Origin of the sequence: Myxococcus sp. AM011 (assembly GCF_013372595.1) — a bacterium.
GTDB classification, from domain to species: domain Bacteria; phylum Myxococcota; class Myxococcia; order Myxococcales; family Myxococcaceae; genus Myxococcus; species Myxococcus eversor.
In genome coordinates, this window is the sequence record NZ_JABXEM010000096.1 from 22,051 (window position 1) to 36,187 (window position 14,137).

Genomic DNA, 14,137 nt, shown 5'->3' on the forward strand with positions numbered 1-14,137 from the left:
GCTCAGGACCGACAGCCTTGCCTGATTGGATGCCAAGGACTCGCATGGACCCCGCGCAACTGCTTGCAGCGACGCCGGGCGAAGCCTGCCTTGCCCGCACCGCGTCTGGGTGGGGAGCCCGCACCGCGTGAGCGCCCGAGAGATGGCCTCACCAGAATTCTGGGAGACCCATCGAAACCCACCAGGTCGCGACGTTCGCTGTGCGGAACGTGGGGTGGTGAACAGCGGTCTGGGGCGACGGGGACGCGGTAGTTTGGGGTCCTGTTCATCCTTCGCCCGAGACACCCCATGCATCGATTCCTCGTCGCCGCCCTGCTCACGCTGTCCCTCGCTGCCTGCTCGGATGACCCGGACCCGGTACCGCCGACGACGGATGGAGGCGCGGACGCGGGCATTCCCGACGGCGCGGATGGGGGCTCGGATGCCGGAACGGATGCGGGCTCGGACGCGGGGACGGAGCCCTTCCCGGATGCGGGCAGCTCGCACGGCACGGGGAAGCTGCCGTGTGACAGCACGGGCACGGTGGTGGCCGACAACCAGACCTATACGTTCTGTGTCGCGCAGGTGGCGGGCGTCGAGTTGAAGATTGTCGAGCCCCGCACGGGCATCGTCGCCGTGCCGTTGAACCTGGCCATCTACCTGCACGGTGACGGGGCGCGGGCGCACACGGGGAACACGGCGCCGCGCCTGCAGGCACCGTGGGCGTTCGACCACGACACGCTCTACGTGTCAGCGCTCGCGCCGAACAAGTGCGCGTGGTGGACGAAGCCCACGTTGACGACGTGCTCGGACACCGCGACGGAGGCGGACCGGGATATCGCGGGGGACAACGCGCGGGCGCTGACGGAGGTCATCGATACGTTGCGCAAGCGATGGGACCTCAACAACGAGCCCATCCTGTTCGGCGGGTCTTCAGGTGGCGCGGTGCTCCTCACGGCGAGCTTCCTGCCGAAGTACGGCAATCGCTATCGCGGTGTCTATGCACTGGGGTGCGGTGGAGAGGCGCCGTGGAGTGGCTCGCTGGACTGGGACAGCACGCGGCCCGAGGTGCGTGGGCCGACGAAGCTGTTCTATTCGTACGGCGACCAGGATGAGTACCTCACGGACATCCGTGCCAGCGTGACGGCGTACCGTGGATACTCCGTGCCGCTGGAGGAGAACGTCATCGCGGGAGCCGCGCACTGCGCGTTCGACCATATCGGTGGCGTGAAGGATATCTGGGCGGGAGCGCTGGACGCGCGGTAGTCGAGGGCGGGGCGCCCGGCCGCCCATCTTGGGAGGCCGAGGCGCGCATCGCATCCTGTCGGTCTCCTGTCGCACGAGCCCTGCATCTGGAAGGAGCTTCATCTGAAGATCTCGAACATTCCCTTCTGCACGACGGACTGGAGCACGCTCCAACCCACGGAGCACCCTGGGGAGACGGGGAAGGCGTTCTGGCGGACGCTGCAGGCGGGAGACATCCGGGTCCGGCTCGTTGAGTACACACCGGGGTACGTGGCGGACCACTGGTGCAGCCGGGGACATATCTTGCTCGTGCTCGAGGGGATGCTGCTCACGGAGTTGAAGGACGGCCGGCGTTTCGAGCTCGGGCCGATGATGAGCTACCAGGTCGCGGATGACGACGGCGCGCACCGCTCATCGACTGAGACCGGGGCGAAGCTGTTCATCGTGGACTGACGTCACGGAGGGGTTCTCGCGGCGAAGACCCTACCTCTTGGATTTCAGACCCATAGACTACCTTTCAAGTAGACCATGGGCCCCTACTTCGACCTCGTGCTTCGTCGCCTGGTGCAGAACCATCCGGAACACCTGCTCCTGCTCCTCTTCGGTTCCGATGCGCCGACCTTCGTGCACGCCGCCGACACCAGCCTTCCGCAGTCCGAGCGCCGCGCGGACGCCATCCTGGTCGTCGAGGCACCCTCGGAGCGCTTCGCCGTGGAACTGGAGATTCAGGCGCAGGCCGACCCCGACTTCGCCCGGAGGTTCCTGGATTACACGGTGCGCATCCATCTGCGTGAAGGGCTGCCAGTGTTGCCCGTGGTCCTCCTGGTTGTGCCGGAAGCGGAAGGTGTTCGTCCGCCCTACCGCGTCCACTGTCGCGGCCGGCAGGTGCTTGCCTTTGATTTCTTGGTTGTCAGGCTTTGGGAGGTGGATTTCTCCCAGCCGGCCCTCCAGGCTGCCACCGGACTCGTGCCGCTCTCCGTCCTGGATGCACGAGCGGGGCCCGAGCGCGCGACCTGGGCCGAGGAACGCTTGCGACAAGCCACGGACCTCTCGTCACAAGAGAGGCTGGATTTGCTCGTCGTCCTGGGTACCCTTACTTCACGCCGCTTCGGAAGCGAGCGGCTCAGCCCGTCCTTGAGGAGCATCATGATCGACTCACCTTTCTGGGAAGAACTGCGCGCACAGGAACGAGCTCTCGAACGGACCAGAGATCGCGCTCGAACCCTCGTCACCTTCGCGCACAGCCGGGAACTCACGGTATCCCCCGAGGAGGAACAGCGCCTCGCGGCCATGGACGAATCGGAACTGGCACGACTCATCTCCCTTGCCTTCACCTCTCCAGATGCGGCCCTCCGAGCGGTTCGTGAGGCCATTGGCCTCCCGATACGTCGTCACTGAGGCTCGCTCGCGTTTCCTCGGAGAGCATCCAGCGCTTCAGCAACGCATCCCGGCGCCCCACCTCGAATCGACTGTGGACAGGTTCAGTCCTGCCCAGAGACCAGGCGCCATCGCAAGAGCCCTCCCAGCGTCACGACAGCGGGAAGCAGGGCCTCGACGAGCAAGAGGCCCACGTACGTCCGTGCTTCGGTCGAAGTGAGCTCCGCCTGGAGAACGGGGCCGACGTCCGCGCTGAAGAAGTCGTTCTGGAACCAGACGAAGGCCCAGAAGACCGAGAGAGCGCAGGCCACGCGCCATAGCCTGCCTCGGCGCCACAGCATAAGCAGGGCACAGAGCATGGACATCACGAGGGTCGCCAGGACTGGAGCGGGCTCCCAAGGAGCCTGTTGTTTGTCCAGCACCTCCGCCCAGCACAGGCCAGGAAACAACATGACGCCCAGCGCGACCCGGTATGCGTATCTGCCCATGGGTGTGGCTCCTCGGCCTCGGCCCTCGCCTGGCTGCAAGGAGTCCGCCAACGCCAGCCCAGCATCACGGCGAGCGACGGCGGGACGGGTCCGAGGATGGGCTCCGGGACGGGGAGCGCAACGCCTTCCGCGAAAGCGCCGAGTCCTCACCCCGTCTGAAGCGTGAACACGGGCACGTACCGTTCATCCGCGGTGCGCTCATGCACCACCACCAGCCCCACCGCGTTGAGCCGTTGTCCCAGGAACAGGCAACACGCAGACGGCGCATAGAGCAGAAGATGCGTGCAGGTGGCGCGGTATCGGTTCCTCGCACGTCGAATCAGCTCCCGCGCCTGAACCGCGAACGCCACGGCATCTCCCGCCGAGGTGACCGCCCCATCTCCTGGTCCTCCTTCCGGCTCCAGGACGAGCACCGCGCGATACACCCCCGGGTGCTCCATCTCGAAGCGCTCCAGGTCCAGACTGGCGTCATTCGTGAGCTGGAACATCACCAATAACGCCTTCCCCTCCGGGCTCGCTTCCCTCTCGACCGCACGCAACCGGCGCTCCGAGGCCCCTACGTCCGAACGCCACAGGAACGTCTCTCCTCGCGTGAGCTGCTCGGCACGGAATCGGAAGCCAGCCGTCTCCGAGAAATGGAAGCCCACCGCCAGCACCAGGCTCAACGGCAGCTTGCCCCGGAAGTCCACCAGCGCCCCTTCCGGCCGGTCCGCCAATCGCTGCTTCGCCGCACACAACTCAGGCAACAGCGTCTCGCGCCACACCGTCTCTCCCGGGAGCCCGCGCGTCTCCCGGTCGAAATACGGCGTCCAGTCCAGTTCTTCCGTCGGCGCACACTCCCACTTCCGACGCGCCCACCCATGAATCCACAGGCTCACGGTGGGCCCTCCGTCATGCGGTGCGAACAGCTCCCGCGCCCGCAGGAACGCCCTCAACGACTCCCGCGTCACCCGCTTCGCATCACCCGACACCTCCACCCACTCGCGCAGACCGTCCAGCACACTCGCCCTCGGATTGACACCCTGCCGCAACCCGAGTTGGTCCATGCGCACGTCCACCTGCACCTCCAACTCGCGAATGCTCGCGTACCCGAGCCGCAACCGCAGGTCTCCGAAGAACCCTCGCAGTTCCTCGAGCGGCGCCTCGCACATCGCCCCCCAGCGCGCACTCCCTTCGTTGAACGAACCCGGCCGTGACTCGGTGAAGAACTCCGGCGTGAGCGCATGGTCCCTCCCGCGCAGATAGCGCCCCAGCCGCTCCTCGACGCCCCAATTGCTCACCAGCCACACCTCCACGGACCCTCGCTCGCGCAACTTCCGCCAGCTCGCGAAGAGCTTATGCAACAACGAGCGCCCTCTTCCTCCAGGCACCTCGCAGAGCGAGTCCAACGAGTACTGGCTCCGGTGGTCGACGTGCCACTTCACCTGCACGTAGCGACTCGCCATGCCCGAGCCCTCCCTCGCGTGCAGCGTGACATCATCCGCGGCGCCCGCATCCGGATGCTCGATGTAGCCACACTCGAAGGGACAGTCCTCATCGAGGAGGTGGAGCAGTTCGTACCAGCCATACAGATACTGGTACCTGTCCCCTTCGAGTCGGGACGCGCTCTGTTCGCCCATGTCCGCCGGCCTCCTCTACCGAGGCTGAATCAGCTCGCGGTGGCGGTTGAAGAGTTCCTCGAAGAGCCGCCGCATCCCCTCCTGCGCGTCCTCGCGTGACTTCTCGTCCCAGCGGCTGAGCGCCTCGAGCACGTGGGCCACCCAGCGCCCATCAGGGTACCGCACGAGCTTGCGCTGGAAGTAGATGCCCGTGATGAGCTCGTCGCGAGGGTCCACATCGAGCAGCCCCACCCGCTGCTGCGAATACGTCTCGAACGGGTCCGGAGACGACTTCAGGCCAGCGATCTCCACCGTCGCGCGCTCCAGCTTCGGCGCGGGGCCTTGCTCGTCGGTCAACCCGAGCGCATTGAGCCGGCACACCTGGAACAGCCAGATGAGGTAGCGACGCAGGCGACGCTCGGAGAGCATGCGGATGGGCTTCTCTGGCTCGAAGACTCGCAGGCTCTCCATCGCGTTCCAGATGATGGACTCCATCGTCTTCGTCTCGCCTGCGTCCTCCACCGTCCGGGCCTGCTTCGACTTGCGCCACGCCAGTGCCGCCTCGATGGCGATGGCATCCGCGTCGAAGTCCGCCGCCTCCAGCACGAAGCCCGTGCGCCCGCTCCCGCTGAACGTGTACGAGGTCAGCCCGCCCTGATGAACATGGAAGACCTCGTGGACCATGAACAGGCGGACACACTCCCGCCAGTCGTCGGCGCCCACCCGCTGCCGCAGCGCCTTGAGCCCCAGCAGCATCCCCACGTCGAACCCCCACTTGCCACCGACATGACGGTAGAGCTCAGTGGGCGCCATCGCCGGCACATCCTCCACGACACTCCGCAGGAACTTCTTCCCGTCCAGCGCATCGACGAGGCCCTGCTGCGCGGGCTCGGACAGCCAGGCCACCAGCTCCTGGTGGACCTTCCGCACCTCGGCGAGCACCTTCGCCGCATCGGCGAACTGCTCGGTCGTGGGCTCCGTGGCCAGGGGCGCTGAACGTCCGGCCTTCAGCTCCTGGACGGGCATGTACTGCTTGCGTTCGGCGTCGTAGTGATGAAGCCACAGGGGAAGCTGCGCGTTCACGTTCACAGCGGTGCCCAGCGCGGCGGCGAAGCTCACCGGGCAGTCCATGGCCAGCAGCACGGACGTCGCACCGCCCAAGCGCTCGTGGAGGTCGCCGAGCACGCCACGAAGCTGCTCCGCCGCACGGGTGACTTCCTCGGGACTCCGGATGGCATCCGGTCCGGGACCGCGCACGGGGCGCACACGAACCTCGGCCAGGAGGTTCGAGCCATGCTCCCTGCGAAACGCCGCCAGTGCCTGGTCACCGATGGAGCGAGTCACCTCCACCACGAGGGCCACCAGCCCCGTGCCGCCCTGCTTCGCCCGAGGCAACCCTTCCACCATGAGGAATTCTTCGGGTGAGGCAGCCAGGTCCCGGTCGAACCCCAGCGACCATTCCCCATTCTGGGACTGCTGGTACACGCGCAGGGGACGCCGAGGCAGACACGAGGCCAGGTGGAGCATCAGTGCCAGCGGCGCGCACCCGAAGACATGCACCGGCAGGTGGTCCAGACCCAACTCCTTCTCCTTGCCGACCAGCGCGCTCGCGAAGCGCTCGTTCTCCAGGAAGGCCCCTGCCCACTCCGGCCCCCGCAGCGAGCGCACGGAGAGCTTCTCGTCATGGGGATGAAGCACCGCGCTGGCCACGTCGCGGTAGCCCTCCAGGCCATCTCGCTTCAGCGTCTGGCGTGCGGCGTCCTCGATGACGGGCCGGTCGTGCTCGTAGCGAAGGATGAGCGCCTGCGTCCTGGGGTTGATGGAGAGTTCCGCGTTCGACATGTGCGCACCTCGGTTGACGGCGTCCCTCAGGGAAGACGCCAACCGAGCGCGGCCCCCTCGCGAGCGCTCTCACTTTCTCGCGGGCGCTCAGGGCCCCCGCTTTCGGTAGACGGACCCGAAGAGCTTCGAGAGCCGCTGGTGCGCCTGCTCCGGGTTCGACACGCGCTCCTGGACGGCGAGGCCCACCTCCCGGAAGGCGTTCTGGAACAGGTTCCGAGCTTGCTCCCGGTCCCCAGGTTCCATCAGCGAATCGACGGCGACGCCCAGCTTCGCCGGGTCTCGGCAGGTCTTCATGACCTGCTCCGACAAGCGACGGAACAGGACCTCGAGCCGCTCCAACAACGAGCCCTCGGGAGGCGACGGGAACGCGGAGTAGCACATCGCCTCCAGATGAAAGGAGCGCAGCGGGCTGTTGTTGTCCCTCGCGCGGTTCCACTGCTTCACCAGCTTGATGAGGGGATTGAGCCGACCTCCCGCGGCCCGGTCCGCCTGGGCACACGCCTCCTGGTGCGCCTTCGGGTCCGTCCGAATCCAGGCGCCGGTGTCCCGCTGAGGAATCAGGTAGCCCCCCTGCTCATGCCGATATGCGGGCACGACATCGACGTGGATTCCCGAGGAGAAATCGATGCGCAGGGAGTGCCGCTGGAAGGCAGGCAGCGCACGCTCGGGCCACTGCTGCTTGAACACCTGTCGAATCTCTCGGAGCAGGTCATCCGGAGTCCGCTGGCCCCGGGGCTGACGTACGGGGTCGAGCACGACGAACACATCCACGTCATGCAGGGGGCGAAGCGCGGTCCCTCGACTGTAGGAGCCCGACAGGAACTCCTCCGCCGAAGCCAGCCGCTCACGCAACACCTGACGAACCACTCCATGCTGCCGCGTCACGTTCTCGCGCTCAGCGGGTGTCAGCTCCAGTTCCTCGACGAGCCGTTGCATCGCCTGTTCCACGGTCCACATGTCGCACCTCACGCATTGGGGACATCCCCGAGGAAGGACGCCGAACGCGGTCCCATCCCTCGCGGCTCAGGCCACAAGTCGCTCCAGCGCCTGAAGCACCTCCTGCATGGAAGGCCGCTTGCGGGCCTGCTTCGCGAGCATCGCGCCCAGCAGCGCCCGGAGCGGCTCGGAAACCAGTCCGTCCAACCGCTCCAAGGGAGGGGGCCGCACCACGTGCAAGAAGTTCAAGCCGCTGCGCTCCCCCGAACCAAATGGTGGCTCCCCCACGAGGAGGTGGAAGCCGAGCGCTCCCAGTGAATACACGTCGACTTTCGCGTCCACGCCCTTGGGACTCGTCCACTGCTCGGGGGCCATGTACTCGCCCGTCCCAAGCAGGGCCTCCCGGGCCGTGGACACATGAAGCGGCGGAAGCGGCGCCCCCTCCTCCGGAACGAGTCTCGCCAGTCCCAGGTCCACGAGCCGGACCTCCAACGCATCTGGAGGCTCTCCCGCGAGCAGCACATTCTCTGGCTTCAGGTCTCGGTGGATGACCCCGCGTCCGTGCAGGAAGTGGAGCACGCCCGAGAGCTGACGAAGCACCTGGAGAGCATCGCTCAGTGCAAGCCGGCCACCTTGTCGCCGAAGGAACTCATGAAGACTCGTGGGGAGCCACTCCAGCACGAGGAAGGGCGCCCCCTCATCGGAAAGCATCCCCAGCTCGAGGGCCTTCACGAGAAAGGGGTGTTGGAGTTGCTGCAGCGTCCGCGCCTCATTGAGGAAGCGAGCCACCAGTTCCTTCTCCAGGCTCGCGGTCGCGCTCAGCATCTTCACCGCCGCCAAGGTCCCGTCATCCGAGTGACGCGCCAGATAGACGTTGCTCGACCCTCCCACCGCGGCGCGGCGGACGATGACGTATGCCCCTACCCGCGAACCGGACGACATCATCAGGGCTTCCTGGAGGGGTCCAGCTCGCGCAACCGCATCATCCAGTGAAGCATTCCTCGCAGCTCCTCCGCGCAATCAGGATGCTCCGCCACGAAGGCCTCCACCTCCACCCGGTCTCCCGCCTCACGTCGACGGAGGTACTTGGAGAAGGCGGCATCCGCGAGGTTCCGCCGCGTGGCGTCCTCTGGAGACAGGGCCCCCTCTTCGGTCGGCTCCTCGGCCATGTAGGCCTCCAGCGCTCGACTCCCACGAGCCATGAGTCCATCGACGGCCTTGAGCGTCTTGCCCATTCGCTCAGCGATGTCTCGTACGGAGAGCTCTTCCAGATAGTGCAGCTTCAGGGCTTCGTGCTGATCCGGCTGGCGCTCCTCGAGCCATCGGAAAGCGGAGAGCAGACGCCTCCACTCCTCCTGATGGGCACTCACCTGACTCGGGCTGCGCTCCCCAGACCGTACTTCCAGCGCTTCTTCCGCATCCAGGGGGATTGTCTTGGACTCATCCCTCCGTTTCCGGTTGCCCTTCCGATAGGTCTCGACAACCTGATTCGAGACGATGCGGCTGAGCCACTTCCACCATTCCCCCTCGCTCCTACCTCGGAAGGTGTCGACATGCTGGACAGCCTTCCACAGAGACTCCTGGGTGATGTCCGAGGGCCTCGCCCCCACCTTCGCGGCCTGCTCGCGGTGGTCCTTCAGCAGCGCGGTCACCCGAGACTGGTAGCGACGCACCAGCTCATCACGCGCGCCCGCCGCTCCCACCCGAACCTGGTCCAGCAGTTCCTCGAACGACAGCTTCGACAGCGAGGACTCATCCATGTCCATCCCCCATCACGGCATGGAACCCTCGCACGACAAGGCCCTGAAGCGCACGTCGTCAGCGTCTCGTTTGATGAAGTCCTCGACCCACGGGCATCGAACCGTCCGCAACCGTGTCGAGAGAGAGAAGTCTCCTCGTCGCCGTGCCAGCGCCTCGTGCCCGCGCAGCGCTTCCAGGAGCATCAGGGAGAAGCGCTTGCTCGTGGGTTCACCTTCGAGGAGTTCCCTTCCCAGCTTCGTCGCCAGCTCGTAGCTCGCCTCCGCGTCCACCCATCGTTGCTGGTCGGCCGCGAGCCGTGCATTCCAGAGTCGGACCCACCCCATCACCCACTTGCGGTGATGATCTCCTCGATGGGCAGCCACCTCATGCGTCATGAACTCCACGGCCTCATCCAACAGAAGCCGGGCGTCCGCGAGGCGCCCTGCCCGTCGCAGCGCCTCGGCCTGATGCGCCAGTGCCTGGGCATGCAGTGTGGCGCCGTAGTCCGGGTCCGTTCTGGAGAACAGCGGAAGGGACTTGCCGAACCAACGAAGGGCTTCATCCACTCGCCCCTCGACGAGCTCCAGTTCCGCCAGCTCGCCCATGCTCACCGCGGAGTCCCGGTCCCCATCAATCGAGTTCGGTGAAATGGCGCGCTGGGCCTCGAAGTACTCGATGGACTGCTGGAAGCGAGCTCGCGCCTGAACCAGCCTCCCCGCCGCCATGTCGACCTTGCCCTGCTTCGAGTGGTTGAACGCCCACTGCATGCGATAGTCGTCGCCTCCAACGCCGAGCGCTTCTCCTGTCTCAAGAAGCCCCCGCGCCTGCCGCAGGTGCTCTCCGGCCATTTGAAGCGTGTCGTTCAGGAAGCTCATGTCGGCGATCCGGTGGTCCATCTTGATGCGTCCCCAGAGCACCTCGCGCTCGTGCTGTTCCTCGGGAGGAAGGCCTCCCAAGGTGCTCGACAAGTCGCGCAGCAGCGCCTTCCGGACTCCGAGTGTGTTCGGAATCCAGCTCAGCTCCCAGTCCGCGCTCGAGACGAGCTCTTCCGCCGAGTTCATGATGTGGGTGAGGTTCCTGTTGGCGCGAGCGCGCTCCTGTCGGGCCTGCACGGTCACCAGGAGCATGACGGTCATCGCCAGTGATGCCGCGAGGACAAGCGCCTTGCGAGTCCACCCACGATTCCGCTCCAGCCGGGTCGCGGCCTGGAGGAACGCCTCCGCACGAGGACTCACGCGGCGCGCGCCCCGGCCCGAGATGGTCACACCGTTCCGGTAGTGCGAAAGCATCGTCCCCTGTGGCAATCCCACCCGAGGCCGCTTTGCTTCCTCCCAACTCCTCGCGGCGACCTCCAGGTCCGCGAGGACCTCCAATCGCCGCCGCTCCTCGTCCAGCCACGTGACGAGTGGACGGACTCGCTGCAACAGCGTCTCATGCACCAGGTCCACGCGTTGCGACTCGACCTTGACACCTCCGGACAGGAGCACCAACCGAGGCCCAGGCTCGCCGCTCTTCGCGCCTGACAACCCGCTCAAGCGCAGGAGCACCTCCTCGGCCACTGCATCATCTCCGGCCTCCGCCAGCACCTCGCTCCGCGAGCGAGGTCTTCGGGTGTCCTGGACACCACGCCCCACCTGCACCAGCGACAGGAGCAACCACTTCGCCCGCTCACGCCCCTGCGCCCCCAGACTCGCCAGGAGCTGCTCAGCCTGCTGAGACAACGCGCCGCCCACGCCGCCCATCCGGTCATAGTGCTCGTGCGTCAGCGGTGCCCCACCGCTCATGGCCCATAGTGAGCGGAGCGCATGCCCGAGCAATGGCAGCCCGCCGCCCTCTCCCTTCGCCTCACGCACCATCCGCGCCGCCAGACCCTCGCTGAGCGTCAGCCCCGCGCGTCGCGCCATCCCATCGACGACCTCCGCCAGGGCCGCTTCATCCATCGGCAGCAGCAGGAAACGCTCGGCTTCCTGAAGCAGGCGGGACAGCTTCGGAAGCCGCTCCAGCCGGTGCAGGAAGTCGCTGCGCAAGCACGTCAGCAATCGCAGTCGCCCCTCCTCCTCCGACAACATGCTTCCCAACAGGCCATCCAGCACCGTCTGCTCAGCGGCTCCCGAAGTGAAGAGTTCCTCCAGGGGCTCGACCACCAACAACAGCAAGGTCTCCTCGGGAACATGTGCCTGAACGAAGGCTCGAAGCCCCTCGGGCCCCGCGCGCAAGCCTCGCTCCACGTCGTCCACCTCGGCTCCCGGGAACGCCACCACGAGCGCCTTCGCGAGGCTCCGCACGGGCTCATAGGAAGGCCGCGCCACCGCGACCCTCCAGCGCGGCATCCCCGAGGGCGGCGTATCACCGAGCCGCGGCAACACCCCCGCGTGGAACAGTGAGGACTTGCCCACGCCACTCGGGCCCTCCAGTGAAACCCAGCGGCGTCCTCCCGAACGGGCCTCGTCGAGATACCCGAGCACCCTCCCTGTCTCCACCTTGCGTCCGAAGAACAGCTCCGCCTGTGCTTCGCTGAAGGGTGCAAGCCCCGGCACGGGGCAGGTGTCCTGCTCATGCGCCCAGGGGCGGCTCAGCATGTCACGACACCGTGCCATCGACGGGCGCTCCGCGGGGGACTTCGCGAGCATCGACGCCACGAACGTGGAGAGTGCTCCCGGAATCGATGGCACGAGCTGCCCCAACAGTGGCGCCGGCTCGTTCACATGCGCGGAGACGACCTCGACCATTTCATCCGAGACGAACGGGCGACGCCCAGCGAGCAGCTCGAACAGCATCACTCCCAGCGAGTAGACGTCCGCGGCTCCGTCCACCGAAGAGGCGCTTCGGAGCTGCTCTGGCGACATGTAGTGGTAGGTCCCGATGAACGCGTTCTCATGGGTATGGACCTCGGTCGCGGCGAGCCCGTCATCACGGAACGGAGGCAGCTTCGCGACACCAAAGTCCAGCAGCTTGATGCGATGTCCCAGAGCGGCGCTCGCATCGTCGCAGAGGAACACGTTCTCTGGCTTCAGGTCGCGGTGAGTGATTCCCCGAGCGTGAATCTCCTCCATCACCCGCGCGACCTGGGCGCACAGCGTCAGCGAGGACTCGCGCGGAACGAGGCCCGAGTGCTCTGTCATCCACTTTCGCAACGACAAGCCCTCGAGCAGCTCCATGACCAGGAACACCTGGTCCGCCAGTTCCTCGCAATGAAAGGCTCGCACCACGCCAGGCAGGTCGAGCCCTACCAGGGCACGACCCTCCTGGAGGAAGCGCGCCACCATCTGGGGCTCTTGAACCAGCTCTCGGGACAGCAGCTTCACCGCCACCCGCTGCCCCAGGTCTTCATTGACTGCCTCGAACACCTCCCCCATGCCCCCGCTACCGAGACGCTTCAGCAACCGGAACGGGCCAACCTGGGGAGGCGCAGCTGTCATCATGGGGATGGAGGAAGAACCTACTCCTTCACCGCCCCCGCCGTGAGTCCCGACACAATGCTCCGCTGGAACAACACGGTGAGCACCACCAGGGGCAGCGTGGCCACCACGGAGGCCGCGGCAATCTCTCCCCACGGCTCGCGGTACTCGCTGGCGAACAGGCTGATGGCCACGGGCACCGTGCGCTTCTCCGGCGTCGTCAAGAACGTCAACGCGAACAGGAACTCGTTCCACGCGAAGATGAAGACCAGAATCGCCGTCGTCGCCAGGCCCGGCGCCGCCAGGGGCAACAACACGCGGCGGAACGCCTGGAACGGCGTGCAGCCATCCACCCGCGCCGCTCGATACAGCTCGTCCGGGAGCTGCCGGAAGAACGACGTCAGCACCCACAGTGTCAACGGCATCGCGAACGTCGCATAGGGCAACGCCAGCCCCACCAGACTGTCTCGCAACCCCACCGCTCGCAGGATGAGATACAGCGGGCTCACCGTCGCAATCGGCGGAAACATGCTCACCGCCAGCGCCGCGCTCAACAACAGGCCCTTGCCTCGGAACTCCAGCTTCGCCAGCGCGAACGCCGCCGCCGAGCCAATCACCAGACAGAACACCGTCGTCAGCGCCGCCACCACCAGCGAGTTCAACACCACCCGCAGGAACGGCCGCCCCCACAACACGCTCACGTAGTTCTCCAACGTCAGGTGCGAAGGCCATGGACGGGTCAGCTCTCCATCCGGCCACAGGCTCGTCAGCACCTGCCAGAAGAACGGCCCCAGGAAGAACGTGAGGAACGCCACCACCGCCAGCGCCGTCCCCAGCCCCGCGCGCTGCTTCATCGCGCCTCCTCCTGCCGCCCCAGCAAGCGCAGCCACACCGCCGCCAGCACGACGACGCACAAGAACGTCGCCACCGACAGCGTGCTCCCGTACCCGAAGTCCCCCGAGCGCATCAGCGTCTTGTACGCGTAGATGCTCAGCGTCTCCGTCGTGTTCGCCGGCCCTCCCTCCGTCAGCACGTAGATGGCATCAAACACCCGGAACGCATCCAGCGAACGGAACAACACCGCCAGCAGCAACGCCGGCTTCAACAACGGCAAGGTGATGGAGCGGAACGTCCGCCACGGTGACGCCCCATCCACTCGCGCCGCCTTGTAGAGGTCCTCCGGAATGCCTTGCAGCCCCGCCAGCACCAGCAGCGCCACGAAGGGCGTCGTCTTCCACACGTCCACCAGGATGGCCGCGTGCAACGCATACCCGGGCGCCCCCAGCCAGTTGATGTCACTGCCCAGGAGCAGGCGATTGATGAGCCCGTAGTCCGGATTGAACATCCACGCCCACAGCCGCGCGCTCACCACGGTGGGAATCGCCCACGGCACCAGCACCGCCGCGCGCAACAACCCTCGCCCCGGAAACGCGCGCTGTAGCAACAGCGCCAGCGGCACCGCGAGCAACAACTCCACCCCCACCGCCACCCCCGTGAAGTACGCCGTGTTCCCCAGCGCCGACCAGAACCGCGC

The 14,137-nt window shown here is 66.5% G+C and carries 12 protein-coding genes; 3 read left to right on the top strand and 9 right to left on the bottom strand.

All coding sequences use genetic code 11. The features are described 5' to 3' along the window. Positions 1-288: 288 nt before the first annotated feature. The 3 genes from HUW62_RS20995 (at position 289) to HUW62_RS21005 (ending at position 2,622) form a co-directional block, all read left to right on the top strand. The gene (locus tag HUW62_RS20995; protein ID WP_176435416.1) at positions 289-1,245 is read left to right on the top strand and encodes a hypothetical protein; all 957 of its coding nucleotides are present in this window, start codon (positions 289-291) and stop codon (positions 1,243-1,245) included. 117 nt (positions 1,246-1,362) lie between these two features. Next, the gene (locus HUW62_RS21000) at positions 1,363-1,677 is read left to right on the top strand and encodes a DHCW motif cupin fold protein (protein ID WP_368670449.1); all 315 of its coding nucleotides are present in this window, start codon (positions 1,363-1,365) and stop codon (positions 1,675-1,677) included. Positions 1,678-1,752: 75 nt separating this feature from the next. Then, entirely contained in the window at positions 1,753-2,622 is an 870-nt protein-coding gene (locus tag HUW62_RS21005) for a hypothetical protein (RefSeq protein ID WP_176435417.1), read from the top strand. A gap of 83 nt (positions 2,623-2,705) precedes the next feature. Here HUW62_RS21005 and HUW62_RS21010 read toward each other — a convergent pair whose 3' ends face one another. The 9 genes from HUW62_RS21010 to HUW62_RS21050 form a co-directional block, all read right to left on the bottom strand. Continuing rightward, complete coding sequence (locus HUW62_RS21010) at positions 2,706-3,089, bottom strand: hypothetical protein (RefSeq protein ID WP_176435418.1); 384 nt, start codon at positions 3,087-3,089, stop codon at positions 2,706-2,708. 146 nt (positions 3,090-3,235) lie between these two features. Beyond that, a complete protein-coding gene (locus HUW62_RS21015) occupies positions 3,236-4,708 on the bottom strand; it encodes a dsDNA nuclease domain-containing protein (protein ID WP_176435419.1) in 1,473 nt (490 codons plus the stop codon). Positions 4,709-4,723: 15 nt separating this feature from the next. Continuing rightward, the gene (locus HUW62_RS21020) at positions 4,724-6,529 is read right to left on the bottom strand and encodes an SAVED domain-containing protein (protein ID WP_176435420.1); all 1,806 of its coding nucleotides are present in this window, start codon (positions 6,527-6,529) and stop codon (positions 4,724-4,726) included. 87 nt (positions 6,530-6,616) lie between these two features. Next, positions 6,617-7,486 carry a CBASS oligonucleotide cyclase gene (locus HUW62_RS21025; protein WP_255203547.1) on the bottom strand — a complete coding sequence of 290 codons (870 nt, stop codon included), beginning with the start codon at positions 7,484-7,486 and terminating at the stop codon, positions 6,617-6,619. A gap of 66 nt (positions 7,487-7,552) precedes the next feature. Then, entirely contained in the window at positions 7,553-8,410 is an 858-nt protein-coding gene (locus HUW62_RS21030) for a serine/threonine-protein kinase (RefSeq protein WP_176435421.1), read from the bottom strand. Then, on the bottom strand, positions 8,410-9,225 hold the full coding sequence (locus tag HUW62_RS21035) for a sigma-70 family RNA polymerase sigma factor (RefSeq protein ID WP_176435422.1): 816 nt from the start codon (positions 9,223-9,225) through the stop codon (positions 8,410-8,412). The genes HUW62_RS21030 and HUW62_RS21035 overlap by 1 nt, the downstream gene beginning before the upstream one ends. Positions 9,226-9,237: 12 nt before the next feature. Further along, a complete protein-coding gene (locus HUW62_RS21040; protein WP_176435423.1) occupies positions 9,238-12,627 on the bottom strand; it encodes a serine/threonine-protein kinase in 3,390 nt (1,129 codons plus the stop codon). A gap of 17 nt (positions 12,628-12,644) precedes the next feature. Further along, positions 12,645-13,457 carry a carbohydrate ABC transporter permease gene (locus HUW62_RS21045; protein ID WP_163865930.1) on the bottom strand — a complete coding sequence of 271 codons (813 nt, stop codon included), beginning with the start codon at positions 13,455-13,457 and terminating at the stop codon, positions 12,645-12,647. Then, on the bottom strand, positions 13,454-14,137 hold a 684-nt coding region (locus HUW62_RS21050), incomplete at its 5' end, for a carbohydrate ABC transporter permease (protein ID WP_176435424.1). The genes HUW62_RS21050 and HUW62_RS21045, both read right to left, overlap by 4 nt.